Source organism: Moraxella bovoculi (genome assembly GCF_000988745.2).
In the GTDB taxonomy this organism is placed as follows: Bacteria; Pseudomonadota; Gammaproteobacteria; order Pseudomonadales; family Moraxellaceae; genus Moraxella; species Moraxella bovoculi.
On sequence record NZ_CP011381.2, the window covers coordinates 777,784 to 794,725 of the forward strand.

General features: G+C 45.9%; 15 protein-coding genes. 8 read left to right on the forward strand and 7 right to left on the reverse strand.

Annotated features, from left to right (window positions below; genetic code table 11):
- Window positions 1-114: 114 nt before the first annotated feature.
- Both AAX10_RS03555 and AAX10_RS03560 read left to right on the forward strand, forming a co-directional pair.
- Complete coding sequence (locus AAX10_RS03555) at window positions 115-768, forward strand: SLC5/6 family protein (RefSeq protein ID WP_226997813.1); 654 nt, start codon at window positions 115-117, stop codon at window positions 766-768.
- The gene (locus AAX10_RS03560) at window positions 761-889 is read left to right on the forward strand and encodes a methionine/alanine import family NSS transporter small subunit (RefSeq protein WP_118873342.1); all 129 of its coding nucleotides are present in this window, start codon (window positions 761-763) and stop codon (window positions 887-889) included. The genes AAX10_RS03555 and AAX10_RS03560 overlap by 8 nt, the downstream gene beginning before the upstream one ends.
- Before the next feature lie 83 nt (window positions 890-972).
- Here AAX10_RS03560 and tgt read toward each other — a convergent pair whose 3' ends face one another.
- From tgt to queA, 3 genes are all read right to left on the reverse strand, one after another.
- Window positions 973-2,106, reverse strand: coding sequence for a tRNA guanosine(34) transglycosylase Tgt (tgt, locus tag AAX10_RS03565; RefSeq protein ID WP_046699849.1), 1,134 nt, complete (start codon window positions 2,104-2,106; stop codon window positions 973-975).
- A 63-nt stretch (window positions 2,107-2,169) separates the two neighbouring features.
- Window positions 2,170-3,741 (reverse strand): DUF389 domain-containing protein, encoded by a 1,572-nt coding sequence (locus AAX10_RS03570; protein ID WP_149038848.1) that lies wholly within the window; start codon window positions 3,739-3,741, stop codon window positions 2,170-2,172.
- Window positions 3,742-3,787: 46 nt separating this feature from the next.
- On the reverse strand, window positions 3,788-4,831 hold the full coding sequence (gene queA, locus AAX10_RS03575) for a tRNA preQ1(34) S-adenosylmethionine ribosyltransferase-isomerase QueA (RefSeq protein ID WP_046699850.1): 1,044 nt from the start codon (window positions 4,829-4,831) through the stop codon (window positions 3,788-3,790).
- 128 nt (window positions 4,832-4,959) lie between these two features.
- On the opposite strand from queA, the gene AAX10_RS03580 reads away from it, so the two are divergent.
- The 5 genes from AAX10_RS03580 to dacB all read left to right on the forward strand — a co-directional run bounded on the left by AAX10_RS03580 (window position 4,960) and on the right by dacB (window position 10,058).
- Window positions 4,960-6,207: an NnrS family protein gene (locus AAX10_RS03580; protein ID WP_046699851.1), complete on the forward strand. Its 1,248-nt coding sequence runs from the start codon at window positions 4,960-4,962 to the stop codon at window positions 6,205-6,207.
- 20 nt (window positions 6,208-6,227) lie between these two features.
- Window positions 6,228-7,379 carry an Mrp/NBP35 family ATP-binding protein gene (locus tag AAX10_RS03585; protein ID WP_046699852.1) on the forward strand — a complete coding sequence of 384 codons (1,152 nt, stop codon included), beginning with the start codon at window positions 6,228-6,230 and terminating at the stop codon, window positions 7,377-7,379.
- Between the two features lie 79 nt (window positions 7,380-7,458).
- On the forward strand, window positions 7,459-8,028 hold the full coding sequence (gene dcd, locus AAX10_RS03590) for a dCTP deaminase (protein WP_046699853.1): 570 nt from the start codon (window positions 7,459-7,461) through the stop codon (window positions 8,026-8,028).
- A gap of 105 nt (window positions 8,029-8,133) precedes the next feature.
- Entirely contained in the window at window positions 8,134-8,421 is a 288-nt protein-coding gene (locus tag AAX10_RS03595; protein ID WP_036362125.1) for a polyhydroxyalkanoic acid system family protein, read from the forward strand.
- Between the two features lie 68 nt (window positions 8,422-8,489).
- A complete protein-coding gene (gene dacB / locus AAX10_RS03600; protein ID WP_046699854.1) occupies window positions 8,490-10,058 on the forward strand; it encodes a D-alanyl-D-alanine carboxypeptidase/D-alanyl-D-alanine endopeptidase in 1,569 nt (522 codons plus the stop codon).
- A 54-nt stretch (window positions 10,059-10,112) separates the two neighbouring features.
- Here dacB and AAX10_RS03605 read toward each other — a convergent pair whose 3' ends face one another.
- Together AAX10_RS03605 and truD are read right to left on the reverse strand one after the other, a co-directional pair.
- Entirely contained in the window at window positions 10,113-11,000 is an 888-nt protein-coding gene (locus AAX10_RS03605; protein ID WP_080947018.1) for a M15 family metallopeptidase, read from the reverse strand.
- Between the two features lie 100 nt (window positions 11,001-11,100).
- A complete protein-coding gene (gene truD / locus AAX10_RS03610) occupies window positions 11,101-12,171 on the reverse strand; it encodes a tRNA pseudouridine(13) synthase TruD (protein WP_046699855.1) in 1,071 nt (356 codons plus the stop codon).
- 324 nt (window positions 12,172-12,495) lie between these two features.
- Here truD and AAX10_RS03615 point away from each other — a divergent pair, with 324 nt between their 5' ends.
- Window positions 12,496-14,265: an acyl-CoA dehydrogenase C-terminal domain-containing protein gene (locus AAX10_RS03615; protein ID WP_046699856.1), complete on the forward strand. Its 1,770-nt coding sequence runs from the start codon at window positions 12,496-12,498 to the stop codon at window positions 14,263-14,265.
- Between the two features lie 59 nt (window positions 14,266-14,324).
- Here AAX10_RS03615 and AAX10_RS03620 read toward each other — a convergent pair whose 3' ends face one another.
- Together AAX10_RS03620 and AAX10_RS03625 are read right to left on the reverse strand one after the other, a co-directional pair.
- Entirely contained in the window at window positions 14,325-14,657 is a 333-nt protein-coding gene (locus tag AAX10_RS03620) for a hypothetical protein (protein ID WP_080947019.1), read from the reverse strand.
- A gap of 145 nt (window positions 14,658-14,802) precedes the next feature.
- Window positions 14,803-16,635, reverse strand: coding sequence for a phosphoenolpyruvate carboxykinase (GTP) (locus AAX10_RS03625; protein WP_046699857.1), 1,833 nt, complete (start codon window positions 16,633-16,635; stop codon window positions 14,803-14,805).
- Window positions 16,636-16,942 lie beyond the last annotated feature (307 nt).

Sequence of the window (16,942 nt, forward strand, 5' to 3'; positions counted from 1 at the left end):
TAAAAACCCATAACTCGACGTTATGGGTTTTTGTATTTTATTTCTCTTGACTTTTTTGCGTTAATAAATCAGACTACGCTAGCAACATTATGGCAATGTTATGTACACAAAGCATTGTCTTGTATAGAAGTGGTGTCAGGCGGTATTGGCTTGGCATTCGTAGCTCTCCCTAAAATCCTCTCTAGCATGGGCGAGGCAGGTACGATCATTGGTGTGCTGTTCTTTGCTTCGCTATTCGTGGCGTGCTTGACGTCGATGGCAAGTATCATCCAAGTGCCAATCTCTGCAGTTGAAGATAAATTTGGCTGGTCTCACAAGAAAGCCGTTACTGTAGTTGGTGGTATCTCTGCATTGATTTCTTTGGCGCTATTCTCAACCAAAACCGCGATCACTTTCGTTGACGTGATTGACCACTTCGCTAATAACATCGGCGTTGTATTTGGTGCAGTGCTGTCTATCATCTGGGTAACATGGCTAAACCGTGGCCTACTTGATAAGCTAATCCGTCATATCAATGGCATCTCAAGCATCAAGATTGGCAAAGGCTGGGCGTTCATGCTAACCGTCATCACGCCGATTTCATTGATTATCGCACTTCTTTTAAGTATTAAATCACTACTGACAGAAGGTTATGATGGTTATGACTTTGTGACCCAAGCAGTATTTGGCTGGGGTGTCGTGGCTGTGTTTGCCCTTGGTGCACTGCTATTGACAAAAACTAAAGGTCACAGCTTACATGATGCACAAAAAGGAGATTATCATGAATAGTACAGCATTGATGATTATGATTGTTGCTTTGTCAGCGATTTGGGATGGGTTGATTCTATCGGCCATCCATCTGGTAAAAAATCCTGACATTGATATGGATAAAGTGCCAAACGATCAGTAATTAAAATCAAAAAAACACACATCCAATTGAGCGTGTGTTTTTTTATTGTGGGTGGATTGTAAGATGATAATAAGCTAAATGATTTATTTTAATGAAAGGGCAGGTGCTTGTAAACCTTGCTTGGCGTAAAATGTCGCCACAAATTCATCAAACGTCTCATTTTCTAGGCTTTCACGAATGCCTTTCATGAGATTTTGATAATAGCGCAAATTATGAATGGTATTGAGCTGGGCTGAGAGCATTTCGCCACATTTATGCAAATGGTGCAAATAGGCACGGCTAAAATTCTGGCAAGTGTAGCAGTCGCACTCGCTATCTAGGGGATTTTTGTCGTGGCGATGAACGGCATTTTTTATCTTAACCGCCCCCGTGCTGGTGAACAGATGTCCATTACGGGCGTTACGGGTCGGCATGACACAGTCAAACATATCCACACCCCGTCTTACCGCCTCCACGATGTCGGACGGTGTTCCCACGCCCATAAGATAGCGTGGCTTATCAGACGGCATACGGTTTGGTAGATAATTTAATACTTTTATCATCTCATCTTTTGGCTCACCCACCGACAGTCCGCCAATGGCATAGCCGTCAAAGGGCATGTCGGTCAAAGCGGTCAAGGACTGCATCCGCAAATCTTCGTACATACTGCCTTGCACGATACCAAACAGAGCGTTTTTGTTGCCCAGTTTTTGATGTTCATCAAGGCAACGTTGCCCCCAACGGAGTGATAATTCAAGCGATTTTTGGGCGTCGGTGTACGTGGCAGGATAGGGCGTGCATTCGTCAAACTGCATGACGATGTCGGAGTTTAGGGAGTTTTGGATTTGCATGGAAATCTCAGGCGACAAAAACACCTTTGAGCCGTCCACAGGCGAACGAAAATGCACACCTTCTTCGGTGATTTTTCTCATCGCCCCTAGGCTGAACACCTGAAAACCGCCCGAGTCGGTCAAAATCGGCTTATCCCAACCGATAAACTCATGCAATCCGCCAAACTCGTCAATCACGCTTGTCGTCGGACGTAGCCACAGATGAAAGGTGTTACCCAAAATAATGTCCGCCCCAATGGCGTGAATGTCTCGTGGGAGCATGCCCTTGACCGTGCCATACGTCCCCACAGGCATAAAGGCAGGGGTTTGAACTTCGCCATGAGCTAGGTGTACCGTGCCACGACGGGCTCGGGTTTTTGTGTCGGTTTTATGTAGCGTGAATTTCATGAATATCCGAATAATTAATTTTCAAAACTGGCTATTATAGCATAATTTGACATTGAAATAATGCTAGGGTATGCCGCTTTCTCGCTGTTTGATGTCATCAGAGCTAAGCTTGACATCATGGCGATTCACTCCGTCAGATTCGATGATGATCTGTGGGATGAAGCGAACTTGTAGGCTGATGGCTTTACCGTCTTTGAATCTGTGGTTAGCGATGTCTTGAATTTGTTGTTCAAGCTGTTTGACCTGCGCCTGTGTTGGCGGTGTGGTACCTTCTAGCACTAAGCGAACGGTTCGAGTGTCCTTATTTTGAGAGAAATTTTGGGACATGAGATGGTTTGGTTGATTTTGAAGGTTTTCTTCGATCAGTGCGATGCTTTGGCGTTCAAAGTTTTGCTCATTTAAAGTTTGCTTTAGATTCATTGACAGATAGCCGCCAATGAGCACAAGTGCAAGAAGTACCGCGCTGTTTCGTTTTAGGAACAATCCAATTTGACCAAGCTTACTGACGTCCTTATCATCAAGGGTGCGGCGAAATCCTGCAAACCACAGAACAAGCGCGTTGGTGAATTGGATGGCGAGCATGTTGGTAATGGCAAGTATCAGCGCGCCCATGGCAAGCCTTGCTTCGCCCGCTGATAGGAGGATGCCGCTTGCTGTCAGTGGCGGAACTAGGGCGGTCGCTACCGCAACGCCAACGACTGCCACCGATAGATTAGGGGATATCATGGCGTACGCACCTGCCGCGCCACCAGCTAAGGCCACTATTAGATCCATTGTTGTTGGTGCGGTTCGAGATAGAATCTCGGACGTCATCACGTTGTCAGGGTATAACAGTCCAAGCACCATACCAACAGCATAAATGACAAACACGCCGCCGAATAACGTCATTAGGGAGGTTTTTAATAATGACAGTCGCGCATCAATCGCGGCAAGAGCGGCACCGGTGATGGGCGATAGCATCATGGCGACCAGCATGGCGCCAATCACCACCGCGGGTGAATTGGCAAGAAGCCCATAGCCTGCGATGATGGCGGATAGACCATTCATGATAAAGAACATCTTGGTTGGTAGGGCGCCAGCCTCGATATTAATGCGTACGCTCTTGTGGTCTACGGTTTTTTCGCTGTGTTTTTTGGCAAGCATGGTGCGGACGATGTCAGCTTGTTTTTGCTTGTCATCGTCGCTTTCGTTCTCGCCATCAGATGTTTTGGTAGAGTCGCCTTTGTCTTTGGTGTTGTCTGTAACGTTTGAGAGTTTGGGTGGTTTATCAGCAGTCTTATTTGGCGTTGTTGGTGATTCTGTGGACTGCTTTTCGCTAAGTGTCGCTGCTTTATCGCCTTTACTGTCTTTGTTGTCAGTTTTACTCTTTTTCTTAGGTTTGTGTTTAATTTCAAAGAAATTAATCGCGACATAGACCGACATCAATGGTGTGCCATCTGCATGATAAGGGGTGAAATCCATCTTATCATAGGCGGTATAAGTCTCTTTGGCGTTGGCGTTGTTAGACAGTGCTTCATTGACTGATTTGACGATGTCATCAAGCTCATCGTCATCGATGCCTTGTTTTTTGAGTTCTTCAAGCTCGTCTTGACTAAACTCAATCTCATCGTCTTGGATGTCTTTGTTGTCGCTCATGATGTGTTGTTATTTTTTTAAATGAGTAGTGGTTAAAAAAGAGTTATCAAGACTTATCCAAAATCATCGCATCGCCATAACTAAAAAAGCGGTATTTCCTATCAATCGCATGAGCATAGGCGTGTTTGATGTTATCCGTGCCTGCAAAGGCGGATACGAGCATCAGAAGCGTGGATTTTGGCAAATGAAAATTGGTAATCAGCCTATCCACCACACCAAAATCATAAGGCGGATAAATAAAAATCTGCGTATCGCCAGCGAACTCGGTAAGCTGTCCGTCCACACGGTACAAATGGGCAGTTTCAAGCGTGCGAGTTACGGTCGTTCCCACGGCGATGACCCTTCCGCCTTGTGCCTTGGTGGCGTTGATTTTGTCGGCAGTCACCTGTGGCAGGTGGGCGTATTCGGCGTGCATGATGTGGTCAGTCAAATCGTCTGCTTTGACAGGGGCGAACGTACCTGCCCCCACGTGCAAGGTTACAAAGGCAATCTCTACCCCTTTATCGCTAAGACATGCTAAGGTCTCATCATCAAAATGTAAACTGGCGGTCGGGGCGGCAACGCTTGCCTGCTTGGCAGGGTTGTGAAATACCGTCTGATAACGGGTGTCGTCCGTATCGTCTGCCGTGCGTTCAAAATAAGGCGGAATCGGCATTTGCCCATAACGCTCCAAATCCGCCAAAATCGGTGCATCAAATTGCAAGATAAACAAATTTTCCGCCCGTCCGCACATGGTCGCCGTCATGCCCCCGTCTGCCAGACTCACCATTTGCCCCACCTTTAACGCACGGCTAGAGCGTACATGACAATGGGCGATGTGATTGTCGTGGTCGGTAATGCGTTCTATCAATACTTCCACCGCTCCGCCTGTGTCCTTGACCCCAAATAGACGGGCTTTCATGACTTTGGTGTCATTAAGAACAAGTAAATCGCCTTTGTTTAACAAATCAGGCAAATCGGTAAAATTCAAGTCGGCAAGCGTGTCGCCTTGCACGTGCAACAGGCGAGAACTTGACCGTACGGCAAGCGGATAACGAGCGATGAGTTCATCAGGCAAATGGTAGTCAAAGTCAGTGGTAAGAAGTGGCATGTCTATTCTTCATGATAAAACTGTATATTTTATCAAAAAATCAGTGCACCGCCTACCGCTTTTGGATAATTTGAAAATGCCATATATAAGGCGTATCATATAAAAAAAGCAAACATAAGGCGCTCGCCATGCTTATGAATATCCAAAATACCGCCAAACGTCCCACGTCGCCTCACCCGATTTTAAATCTTGGATTTAGGATTTTCTTTGTGGGGTCGGCGCTATTTGCAGTGGTTGCCATGCTGTTATGGCTTGCGATCTTACAAGGATTTGCGCCATTTAAAGGTGTAATAAATCCTTTTTATTGGCATGGTCATGAGATGGTGTTTGGCTATGCTTTGGCGGTGATTGCAGGATTTCTACTGACGGCGGTCAAGACATGGACGAATCAGCCCATGCCTTATGGCTGGAAGCTTTTTGCGATATTTTTGCCGTGGGCACTGGCGCGTATTATGTGGATGGGCGCGCATGCTGTACCAAGCAATGCCATGCTTGTGGTGGCCTTTGTGCTTGATATGCTGTTTTGGGGATTGACTTCGTTTGCTGTGATTAGGGCAGTTTGGGCAGCGCGCCAAAAGCGCCAAATTGGCGTTGTTGCCAAGCTAACCTTGCTATACATCGCGCAGTTGACATTTTATGTGGGTGTATTTACCAATCATCTGAGCATGCAGCAAGTATCTGTATATGCGGCGTTATACTTGGTGATTGGGGTGGTTTTCACCATCGGTCGTCGTGTTTTGCCATTTTTTATTGTTAAGGGCATCAGTGTTAATAACGATGGTAAGTCGAATGGCATCAATGTGAAACAAAAAAATTCTGCGCTGCTAGACAGGGTGAATCTCGTGGGACTGTTTGGCTTTATTGTGTTTGATTTATTTGTCGTCATGCCGAAGGTTGCAGCGATTTTTGCTTTAATTTGCTTTATTGTTAATGCGCTTCGCCTCAAAAACTGGTATCATGCAGGCATCTGGCAAAAACCCTTATTGTGGTCACTTGTCATTGCATTTGCAGGTATGACGGTGAGTATGTTGATTTTTGTGGTGTATCCGTTCATTGATAGCAGCATGAATCTGCATGCCTTGGGGCTGCATGGATTGGCGCTGTTCGGTGTGGGTCTGATGACGGTTGCCATGATGGCACGAGTGGCGTTGGGGCACACTGGGCGCAACATTCATCAGCCACCCAAGACAGTGGGCGCGATTTTTATATTGATGATCGTGTCAGCGCTCTGCCGAGTGTTGCTGCCGATGTTTGGCAGTAATTACATGACTTGGGTGCTGGTGTCGCAAGTGGCTTGGGTGTTGTCGTTCATGTTGTTCTGTGTGTCCTATGTGGGCATCTTATCGAAGGCGCGCACTGACGGATTGTTTGGTTAATCATTATAATAAGGCAAATCATGTTTAATATTTTTAAGAAAAATAAGTTCTCTCAGGCGGATGTGGATAAGAGCATAACTGAATTTAACCTATACGGACAGCCGCTCAATCATCATGTGACAAGCAGCGAAATCGTCGGCGATGTGGTGAATTTATCACTAAAAATCCACAAAGATGCAGATCAAAAGCAGCTCGAAAACGTCTATCACGCGCTTCGCACGCGTCTGCACACGATCGGTGTTGAGGAAGTTAATCTAAATGTCGTACTGTCCGATACTGCGCCAGCCTCTAGAGATGGGGCAGCTCAGACCTATATTTCAACCGAGTCCAAAGAAGCAGAACCTGCCCCCGTTAAGCGTGCACCCACCCAAAGCGACATCGCGCCGCATCCACGCATTCGTCACATCATCGCTGTGGCATCAGGCAAAGGCGGTGTGGGTAAGTCCACTACGACGGTGAGCATCGCCCTTGCGCTTCAAAGACTTGGTAAAAAAGTCGGTATCTTGGATGCTGACATCTATGGACCATCCATTCCTGATATGCTTGGCATGGCAGGGGTAAAACCCAATGTTGAAAATGACCAATTCGTACCAATCGAGGCGGACGGACTTGCCATGCTGTCAATTGGTAATCTGATTGAGACGGACAATACACCGATCGCTTGGCGCGGCGTTAAGGCGACAGGCGCGCTGATGCAGATGTACAATCAGACCAATTGGCCAAATCTGGATTATCTGATCATCGACATGCCGCCTGGCACAGGGGACATTACACTGACTTTGGCGCAGCGCATTCCTGTCACGGGTGCGGTCGTAGTGACTACACCTCAGCATATTGCGTTACTCGATGCCAAAAAAGGCGTTGAGATGTTCCATAAAGTTAACATTCCCATACTTGGTATTGTTGAGAATATGGCGCTGCATGTATGTAGCCAGTGCGGGCATGTCGATCATATCTTTGGCGCGGATGGTGGTAAGAACATGGCGACCATGTACGACGTACCACTGTTAGGGCAGATGCCCGTTAATGCGCACATCCGTGAGCAGATGGATAATGGCACACCAAAGCTCATCGGTTCTAGCATTGCGCACATCTATGATGACATCGCTAAGAACATCGATGAAGGCATTGGCAAATTCGCCAGAAGTCGCAAAGACGGTCGCATATTTTAACTGATGGCTGCATTGAATAACTTAAGCTTATCCATTATAATGACGGCAAATTAATGACAAATTCATACTGGGAAATAATATGTCCATTAAATCCGACCGTTGGATTCGCCAAATGGCAGCTGAGCATGACATGATCTCGCCATTTGAGCCGAATCAAGTGCGACACAACGAAAGTGGCGATAAGATCGTAAGCTATGGTACCTCAAGCTATGGCTATGATGTGCGCTGCGCCAATGAATTCAAAGTATTCACCAATGTGCACTCTGCCATTGTCGATCCTAAGAACTTTGATGAGCGCAGTTTCATTGATGTGGTGGGTGATGAATGCATCATTCCACCAAACTCATTCGCTTTGGCGCGTACGGTTGAATACTTTAAGATTCCACGTGATGTATTGACCATCTGCTTGGGCAAATCGACCTACGCACGCTGCGGCATTATTGTTAATGTGACCCCGCTTGAGCCTGAATGGGAAGGACATGTGACACTAGAGTTTAGTAATACCACAAACCTACCTGCGCGCATCTATGCAGGCGAGGGTGTGGCTCAGATGCTATTTTTCCAAAGCGATGAAGGGTGTGAGACATCCTACAAAGACCGTGGCGGCAAATACCAAGGTCAAACAGGTGTTACTCTACCAAAGACCTAATGGCAACCTTAAAATTATAATGTTTACATATTTTATATCGTAATTGCCAAAAGATTGTTCTACAATGAGCAATCTTTTTTATTGTGTTTATTTATTGGAGAGATTATGCCTGACATTCGCATCGAAAAACGCCACAATTTTGACTTAGAAACGGCGCGCACTCAAGCCAAAAAATGGCTAGAAGAAGCTAAGGCGACTTTTGGGGTAGATGCCACCTACGAGCAGGGCATTGATACGGATACTGTCGCCATCAAAAAATCAGGTGTGGACGGGCGTGCTTTTTTGGATGCGGATAAGGTTATTTTTGAGGCGGATTTGGCATTTTTGGCGAAGCCATTAAAGGGTGTGATCAGTTCAGGCATCCAAGAAGGCTTGGATCGTTATTTTGCTTAAAGTATTTGAGCTTATAATCTGAATAATGATTAGGCTCACTATGTATCATAAACGTGTGCGGAGTATTTATGTATCGATGGCTGATGGCGGCTTTTGGTGTTATGGCGACAACGGCATGGGCGAATGAGCCGAGCTCTAATGTGGTCAATGATTCTATGGCGACTGTTGTCACCCATGATTTGCCTGCGGCCACACTCCCACAAAGCATCCGTGAAAAGATGGCGGTTGCAGGGCTGTCTGATGATGAGGTGAGCTTTTGGGTTGAGCCATTAGATGGCGATCTTTCTAATACTGCCAATGCCAACACCAGACTTGAACCCATCATTCGCCATCGTGCTGATAAGCTGCGCACACCTGCCTCCACCCAAAAACTTGTCACGACATTCATCGCCTTGCACACATTGGGGGAGAACCATCGCTGGATAACGCGCGTTCATCCTAAAGGTGTGGTTATGAATGGCACGCTGTACGGTGACCTTGTGATTCAAGGGTTTGGCGATCCTGCCATGACGCATGATCGTCTGCGCGCCATGTTAAGACAGGTTAATGCGAGGGGCATTCGACACATCCAAGGCGACATCGTCATCGATAACTCTGCATTCCAAGATGTTAAATTTAACATTAATGCCTTTGATGGGCAGGGAATGCGTGCTTATAATGCTGCGCCGAATGCCTTTTTGGTGAATTTTGGCACAGTTGAGATTGATGTGTTGCCATCAGGGCGTGATGAGATTATTCAGACGCCAACAGGTCAGACGACCAAGTTTATCCCAAGCGACCATCAAAGTGCTGCCTTGCAGGTGCTGCCACCATTGGCAGATTTTAGTGCACCAAGTCAGGTCTCTGCCAATGATACACGCTGCTTAAGCGAAAATAAATTTCACCTAAATGATGAGAAGCTGACCGTATTTGGTGGTACGCGTGCTGATTGTGGTCGTCAATCGTATTGGTTGACGTTCAGCGATGCTGACACTTTGGCAATCAAGGCGGTAAAAGGAATATGGCAGTCGATTGATGAGAGGTTTGCAGGGCGGGTGCGTATTGATGATGTTGTAAGCCCTAGCATTGCTTGGTTAATTTATCCCTCCAAGCCTTTAAGCGAGCAGATTTATCTCATCAACCAACACTCTAATAACGTGATGACCGAGCAAGTGGCGCTGTCTTTGCCATTATCAATGGGGGTGGCAGGAGTGAGTGACCCAGCCTCTGACTATCCGAGTGCGCTTAACTTTATTAGCAAATGGTGGCAGACGCACCTAAGTAGCCAGCCGCCCATGATGAGCCGAGCATCGGGACTGTGCCGAGACTGTGCGATAACGCCAGCAGCGATGGCTGAACTGCTTGCTTTCGCTTATCAGCAGCCGAATTTTGAAGTGTTTAAGGCTTCTTTGCCAATCGCTGGTCAATCTGGCACGATGATGTCGCTATCGGAGCGAGATCCTGAGCATCCTGCCATTGGGCATGCGCATATTAAGACGGGTACGCTGAATAATGTTAAGAGTCTGGCAGGCTACGTTATGGACGCCCAAGGCAGGTGGTATGTGTTTGTTGGCATGATTAATGCCCCTGGTGCGGGATATAGTGATCATGCCACTGCGGTTTTGGATGAAGCACTGTCTTATGTTGCGAGGCTTTAATTAAAAATCTAACCTTATAATTTAATGGTTGGATTTTTATTGCCTATTTGACTTTTACTGCTTAGACGAAGTTTCTTTGTTTTTTGGATTTTCTTTACTGTCCTCGATTGTCTCATCTGGTGTATCAGCTTCATCAGTCTCTACCTCTATAGCTTGGCATTCTCTGGGTGTGAAGATTGTTTGACCGTGCTCATCACCAACGTATCGCCAGTGCCACGACTCTTCAGATACGCCGCTTTTTTCGCTATATTCCTTGGTAAAGGTCTGCTCCCAACCGTATTCATGGGCGTGCTCCATCAGCCATTTATAACCCTTGCCTTTGGCGAATTTGGCATCAATCGGCGCAAAATCCACCGCATAGCCTGTGTGATGCTCAGAGTAGCCTGCAGGCGATGACGTGTGATAGATGGTCTGGGGCAGTTGTTTTTGACGAATTTTGCGTTTAATGATGGTGTCTTGCAGTCTCACTGAGCGGAAAATTGAGCTGGGATATAGCGCCACTTTATCTTTAGCGGCAGCCTTGACCAGAGTTTGCAGTGGCTCTTTGACGTCTTTGTGGATTAGCTTGTTTTCTTCATTTTTGCCACCATAGCCACTCCACACCAAATCCTCAGCAAAAATCTCATCATAAGAAAAATGCTGAATGCCTACCGCCAGTGCGTCAGGTGAGCAGATCGGACGTTCTGGTTTTTCTTCGTTATCTTTGGCATCTTGACCGTCTTGACTTTCTGTATTTTCTAAATCTGACGCATCAGATTCTGATTCATCAGAGCGACTTTCGTCCAGATCATCATTGTTGTTTTTGATAAGTTTATCTGGTGTGGCTTTGTCATTATCGGTTGTTGGCGTGACTTTTTTGCCATCTGTAATAACAAAAGCGTGCGCACTGCCTTGAATGACAAAACAAATCGACAGTGCAAGTAAGGAGAGTTTCTTTGACATATTAAGTTATGAATTATCTATGATTAAATAAAATAAATGCGCCTATTATAGCGGGTGAATCTGTGTATTGCGTGACAATTTGTTCATAAAGTGTGATAAATCACACCTGTCTGCGAGTAGGTTCATTTAAGTTCTTCGCAAGGGCATAAAGCACCACCGTGGCGAATGCACCTTTAGGTAGTTCAAAATTTAGCTCTAGATTGCCATCGATCCATTGCCAATTCATATCACTGATTAATAATCGTGTGGCGCGTCTTGATGCTTTTACACCTACCTTTTGTAGACCTTGGATGAGTGTGTTGTATTTGACATCGTTAAATACTTGATTTTCAAGAGCGAGCGCATCGTCAGTGGCTTTATTATCGCCCATGCCATATAGCGAGATGGTAGGGTGAATGTCTTTGGCGTCAAGGCGGGCTCGTATCTCATCATCGAGCTGGGCGGTGAATACCGAGCCTGTACCGTTCAGGTTAAATACATCGCCTGTCAGACCTTTATCCCATGTGTGATTGGCAACCCTCAATGCCAAAATTTCATTAAACAAATGGCTGCGCGTGGCAGAGATGAGCATGCCATGACGTTCTAGGTCTTTTTTGTGGGGTTTATAGGGTTTGGCGCTGTTTATGATTTTATCAAAAAAATCCTGCGACCTGGTTAGATTGCCGCCATCATGCCCAAATCGCTGTTCTCCAAAATAATTTGGCACCCCGTGAGCTGCGATGTTTGACAGCTGTGCCTCGATATCATCTACCTTGCCTTGCACGTCTCTTAAAGTAATCGTGAAATAGTTGGATTTATGCGTGCCGCGATTTAATTTTCTGCCATGCCAATGACTTTGCAGAATCTCAATCTTCTCATCTTGTTGTAATTTATCAGCAATAAAGTCGTTAAAATCCACACTGGGGGCAGTTTTCTTGGGCAAGCGCAGACTGTACCGTTGATAAGTCTCGGCGTGACGGTCTTTTAGCCCAGAATAGCCCACATCGCGCACAGGAATCTCCGCCCATTTAGACAGCAGGCGTGCGACGAAGACGGTGTTCATGTTAATCTTTTTAATATTGAGCCACAGATGCTCACCCGCACCATCAAAATCAATGTCCATGCGTTCGGTGACGATAAAATCGGCAGGTGATTGTTTAAAAGTGGCGCTGATGATGGTGGGTGTTTTCATGGGCGGCTTAATGATTAAAATTTATTATTTGGAATAGTGGTTTATTAAAGTGGCTATTAAAGCATGAAATGATTTATTTGCCAAATTTTTTACTCTTTAAAAGTGTATTTTGGGAAATAAAAAATGGAAATCAGCAAACCTATTGGCAAGCGCATAAAATGACTGCTGAGTCTGTCTAAGCGATTGCAAGTTTAAACCCTTTGTTTTAGAGTAAATAATTAGTAAGTGATTTAGACAGTTGCCCGCCGAATCTTTATCTTGACCGAGACATTAAAGTATGTTTTTATAAAGGATAAAGAATGGCTCTAAAAAAGGAAGTTTATTATGACGTTAAATTATTCAGCACCGCTAGATGAGATGCGTTTTACCCTAAAGGACGTGTTCGATGCCCCGACGTTTTGGAAAAATACACCCAGCCTGTCGCACATGGATACAGATACGGTGGACATGATTTTAGATGAGATGGCAAAATTTAGCCGTGATGTATTATTACCACTGAATCAGTCAGGTGATGATGAGAGTGCAAAATACTTAGGCGACGGCAAGGTCTCCACACCGAGTGGCTTTCAAGATGCATTCAAGCAGTACAGCGACATGGGCTGGATTGGCTTGGGCGGTGATCCAGACTTTGGCGGGCAAGGCATGCCAAAGATGGTGACCATGCTCACCGAGGAGATGATGTTCTCTGCCAATCAGGCGTTTGCGCTGTATCCGAACCTGACAGTCGGGGCGACGCTATGCTTGTTGGCTAACGGCAGCGATGAGCAAAAGGCGCTATACCTGCCAAAACTATACTCAGGAGAATGGTCTGGCACGATGTGTCTGACCGAGGCGCATGCAGGCACGGATCTTGGCATCATCAAGACGCGAGCCACGCCGAATGATGATGGCTCCTATGCGATCACAGGCACCAAAATTTTCATCACAGGCGGTGAGCATGATTTGACAGAAAATATCGTGCATCTGGTGCTTGCCAAGACACCGGATGCACCCGCTGGTTCTAAGGGTATTTCGCTTTTTATTGTGCCAAAATTCCTAGTTAATGACGATGGTGCATTAGGCGAGCGTAACGGCGTAGCAGCTGGATCGATTGAGCATAAGATGGGCATTAAGGCATCGGCAACTTGTGTGATGAATTTCGATAATGCCAAAGGCTATATGGTTGGCGCTGAGAACACGGGACTTGCCACGATGTTCGTCATGATGAACTATGAACGCGTCACGATGGGACTTCAGGGTCTGGGTGCAAGCGTATTGGCTTATCAAAATGCCGCCGCCTATGCCAAGGATCGCCTACAGGGCAGACATGATGATGGCATCAAAAATACCGATAAAGCCGCTGATCCAATCATTGGGTTCGGTGATGTGCGTCGCATGCTCCTAAATGCCAAGACCAATAGTGTCGCCTCACGAACTTTCGCCATGTATGTGGCGCGAGAGCTAGACATTGCCAAATTCAGCGACGATGCGCAGGCGAAATCAGCTGCCGCTGCCAAGGTTGCATTATTAACCCCGATTGCCAAGGCGTTTTTGACAGACATGGCGTTCAACGCCACCATCGACTGTCAGCAGGTATTTGGTGGTCATGGTTACATCAAAGAATGGGGTATGGAGCAGATCGTGCGTGACACACGCATCAGTCAGATCTATGAAGGCACGAATGGTATCCAAGCTTTGGACTTATTGGGCCGCAAGGTGGTTAAAAATAATGCGGTAGCGGTCTTTGCGCTAATTGACGAGATTAATGAAGCTTGTCAAGATATTGATCACGCCATCAAGGATGCGACCATCTCGGCCGCCAAGCGTGTTAAATTCTTGACCGAGCAGCTACTGGATACTGCCAAGACAGACGCTCATGCCATCAATGCCTCAGCCGTGGATTATCTGCATGCCGTGGGTTATCTGTGCTATGCTTATATGTATGTGCTTATCGCACAGGCATGCCAAGGCAAGCCAGGTGAGTTTTATGAAGAGCGCCTAAAACTCGCGGAATACTTTATCCAAAGAATCTTGCCGAAACTTTATGCACATGCCGACATGGCGCAGGCAGGCTCATCAAGCATCATGGCATTTGAAGATGAGTTTTTTGCTTGATTAAATAAACTTAACAAAAAGGCAGAGCGATCTGCCTTTTTGTCTTGGATGCTTGATGATCATTTATGTTCACAAGTTAAAGGTTTTAGTTCACCATCAACCAAATCTACCAGCATCGGTTTACCGTCTTTATCAATCTTTCGATGAGCATAATTTGCCTGTGCATAACATTCTGCCAAGCCTTCAGCGAACAGATAACTGTTGGCGGCAGGGTAGAGTGAGGTGATGTAATTGTGTGAATTTTTGAGAATCGACGGTTGAAGATTGACTTGTTCTTCAGGCGAGAATTCTGCCTTGGTGAAGGCGGATTTGACCAATCTGTCCTGTTTGTCCTTTAGTATCCAAACTTTCACGCTGCTTTTATTATGGTATTTATCCTGATGAATGTTCATAAGCATCCCATCATGTCGGCTTATTGTGAGGCGTTATTATGTTATTGTATCATGATTTAAGGTTGACCTTTTTTTGATATTTTATGATGAGTCTACAGACGAAAAAAAACGCCCCGATTTACGGAGCGTTTTTTTAGATCAGAAATTATAGAGCTTGCACGTCATTTAGCAGTTTGGCTTGATGATTGATCAAAGCCTGTGGCATGCGCTCGCCTAGTTTATTGAATAGGTCTTTGTGATCTTGCAGTTCTTTAACCCATGCAGCCTTATCTTGGCTAGTTACTAGGTTGAACTGCTGTTCGCTGAAGTCTGATTCTGCCCAGTTAATGTCGTTGTAGGTAGGAACAAGACCGATCGGGGTAACAACAGCATTAGCCTTGCCTTCGCAGCGGTTAATGATCCATTCTAGAACACGCATGTTCTGACCGAAACCAGGCCAGACGAAATCACCATTCTCGTCACGACGGAACCAGTTCACTTTGAACATTTTTGGCATTTGAGTGCCGTGTTCAGCGGTTAGTTTTTCAAGTTTTTCGCCCATTTCTAACCAGTTGGTGAAATAGTCTGCCATGTTGTAACCAGCGAATGGTAGCATCGCAAATGGATCGCGACGAACCACGCCTTGAGCACCTGTAGCGGCAGCAGTGGTTTCAGAACCCATGGTTGCGGCTTTATAGACGCCGTCCACCCAGTCAAGGGATTCAGATACCAATGGCACAGTGTCAGCGCGACGACCACCAAAGATAAAGGCAGAGATAGGCACACCTTCAGGGTTTTCCCATTGTGGGTCGATAGATGGGCATTGAGCAGCAGATACGGTAAAGCGTGCGTTTGCGTGAGAAGCTTTCTCTTCGCCTGTATGTTTTTCACGTTTCCAGTTGATTAGGTTTTCTGGTGCTTCTTTGGTTTTGCCTTCCCACCATACTTCACCATCTTCAGTCATGGCGACGTTGGTGTAGATAACGTCTGAGCCTAGGGTGCTCATGCAGTTAGAGTTGGTTTTGGTGTTTGTTCCTGGTGCTACGCCGAAGAAGCCTGCTTCTGGGTTGATGGCGTAAAGTCTGCCGTCCGCCGATGGCTTGATCCATGCGATGTCATCACCCACAGTTTCAACTTTCCAACCTTCGTAGCCTGCTGGTGGAATTAGCATGGCGAAGTTGGTCTTACCACAGGCAGATGGGAATGCTGCAGCGATGTAGTGTTTTTTGCCTTCTGGATTAGTAACGCCTAGGATTAGCATATGTTCAGCCAGCCAGCCTTGTTCACGACCCATCACAGATGCAATACGAAGGGCTAGGCATTTTTTGCCAAGTAGAGCGTTACCGCCGTAACCTGAACCATAAGACCAGATTTCACGAGTCTCAGGGAAATGTACGATGTATTTGTCATCGTTGCAAGGCCATGCGACGTCTTTTTCGCCATCGCTTAATGGCTTACCAACAGAATGCACGCATGGTACAAATTCACCATCTGTTCCTAGTACATCATAGACAGCCTTGCCCATGCGAGCCATCTTACGCATACTGACGACAACATAAGGGCTGTCGGTGATTTCAACACCGATGTGGGCAATGTGGCTGCCCAGCGGACCCATGCTAAACGGCACAACATACATGGTGCGACCCGCCATGCAGCCATCAAATTTCTCATTTAAAATTGCTCGCATTTCATCGGGGGCTTTCCAGTTGTTGGTAGCGCCAGCGTCAATTTCTTGTTCAGAGCAGATGAAAGTGCGGTCTTCAACACGCGCTACGTCTGATGGATCTGAGAAGGCCAAATAAGAATTGGGGTGTTTTTCTTGGTTTAATTTCACCATGGTGCCGTTATCAATCATTAGATTGATTAGGCGTTTGTGTTCTTCGTCTGAACCGTCACACCATTCGATGGCAGCAGGCTTAGTAAGCTGCGCAATCTCGTTGACCCAGTTTACTAGGGCTTGATGACGGACAAATTCTGCAGCATTAACGATGGTAGTCATGTGATATCTCATGAAAAATAAAGAATTAACCAACCAAAAAGGCGGGTTTAAAAAGTTTAATCTGGCCGAAACGAGACGGCTATTTTAATCATAAAGAGCTGACAGTATCGACTGATTTTGTCTGGCATTGTTGTTAAAACAATATGACAGCCCTTAATTTTCTGCGTATTAAAACATATTTTGATACAATTGATAATAGATATTCATAAAATAAATTATGGTATTTCTATATTTTATAATCAAATAGGGAATTGGTAGGCCATATATTTAACCAATAAATTGTAAGAAAATTTAAAAACTTGGCTTG

Bases quoted from the DNA above. Each gene is read 5' to 3' on its own strand.
- tgt (WP_046699849.1), bottom strand. From the start codon at position 2,106: ATGAAATTCACGCTACATAAAACCGACACAAAAACCCGAGCCCGTCGT.
- AAX10_RS03595 (WP_036362125.1), top strand. From the start codon at position 8,134: ATGCCTGACATTCGCATCGAAAAACGCCACAATTTTGACTTAGAAACG.
- queA (WP_046699850.1), bottom strand. From the start codon at position 4,831: ATGCCACTTCTTACCACTGACTTTGACTACCATTTGCCTGATGAACTC.
- AAX10_RS03585 (WP_046699852.1), top strand. From the start codon at position 6,228: ATGTTTAATATTTTTAAGAAAAATAAGTTCTCTCAGGCGGATGTGGAT.
- AAX10_RS03560 (WP_118873342.1), top strand. From the start codon at position 761: ATGAATAGTACAGCATTGATGATTATGATTGTTGCTTTGTCAGCGATT.
- dcd (WP_046699853.1), top strand. From the start codon at position 7,459: ATGTCCATTAAATCCGACCGTTGGATTCGCCAAATGGCAGCTGAGCAT.
- truD (WP_046699855.1), bottom strand. From the start codon at position 12,171: ATGAAAACACCCACCATCATCAGCGCCACTTTTAAACAATCACCTGCC.
- AAX10_RS03580 (WP_046699851.1), top strand. From the start codon at position 4,960: ATGCTTATGAATATCCAAAATACCGCCAAACGTCCCACGTCGCCTCAC.
- AAX10_RS03615 (WP_046699856.1), top strand. From the start codon at position 12,496: ATGACGTTAAATTATTCAGCACCGCTAGATGAGATGCGTTTTACCCTA.
- AAX10_RS03570 (WP_149038848.1), bottom strand. From the start codon at position 3,741: ATGAGCGACAACAAAGACATCCAAGACGATGAGATTGAGTTTAGTCAA.
- AAX10_RS03625 (WP_046699857.1), bottom strand. From the start codon at position 16,635: ATGACTACCATCGTTAATGCTGCAGAATTTGTCCGTCATCAAGCCCTA.
- dacB (WP_046699854.1), top strand. From the start codon at position 8,490: ATGTATCGATGGCTGATGGCGGCTTTTGGTGTTATGGCGACAACGGCA.
- AAX10_RS03605 (WP_080947018.1), bottom strand. From the start codon at position 11,000: ATGTCAAAGAAACTCTCCTTACTTGCACTGTCGATTTGTTTTGTCATT.
- AAX10_RS03620 (WP_080947019.1), bottom strand. From the start codon at position 14,657: ATGAACATTCATCAGGATAAATACCATAATAAAAGCAGCGTGAAAGTT.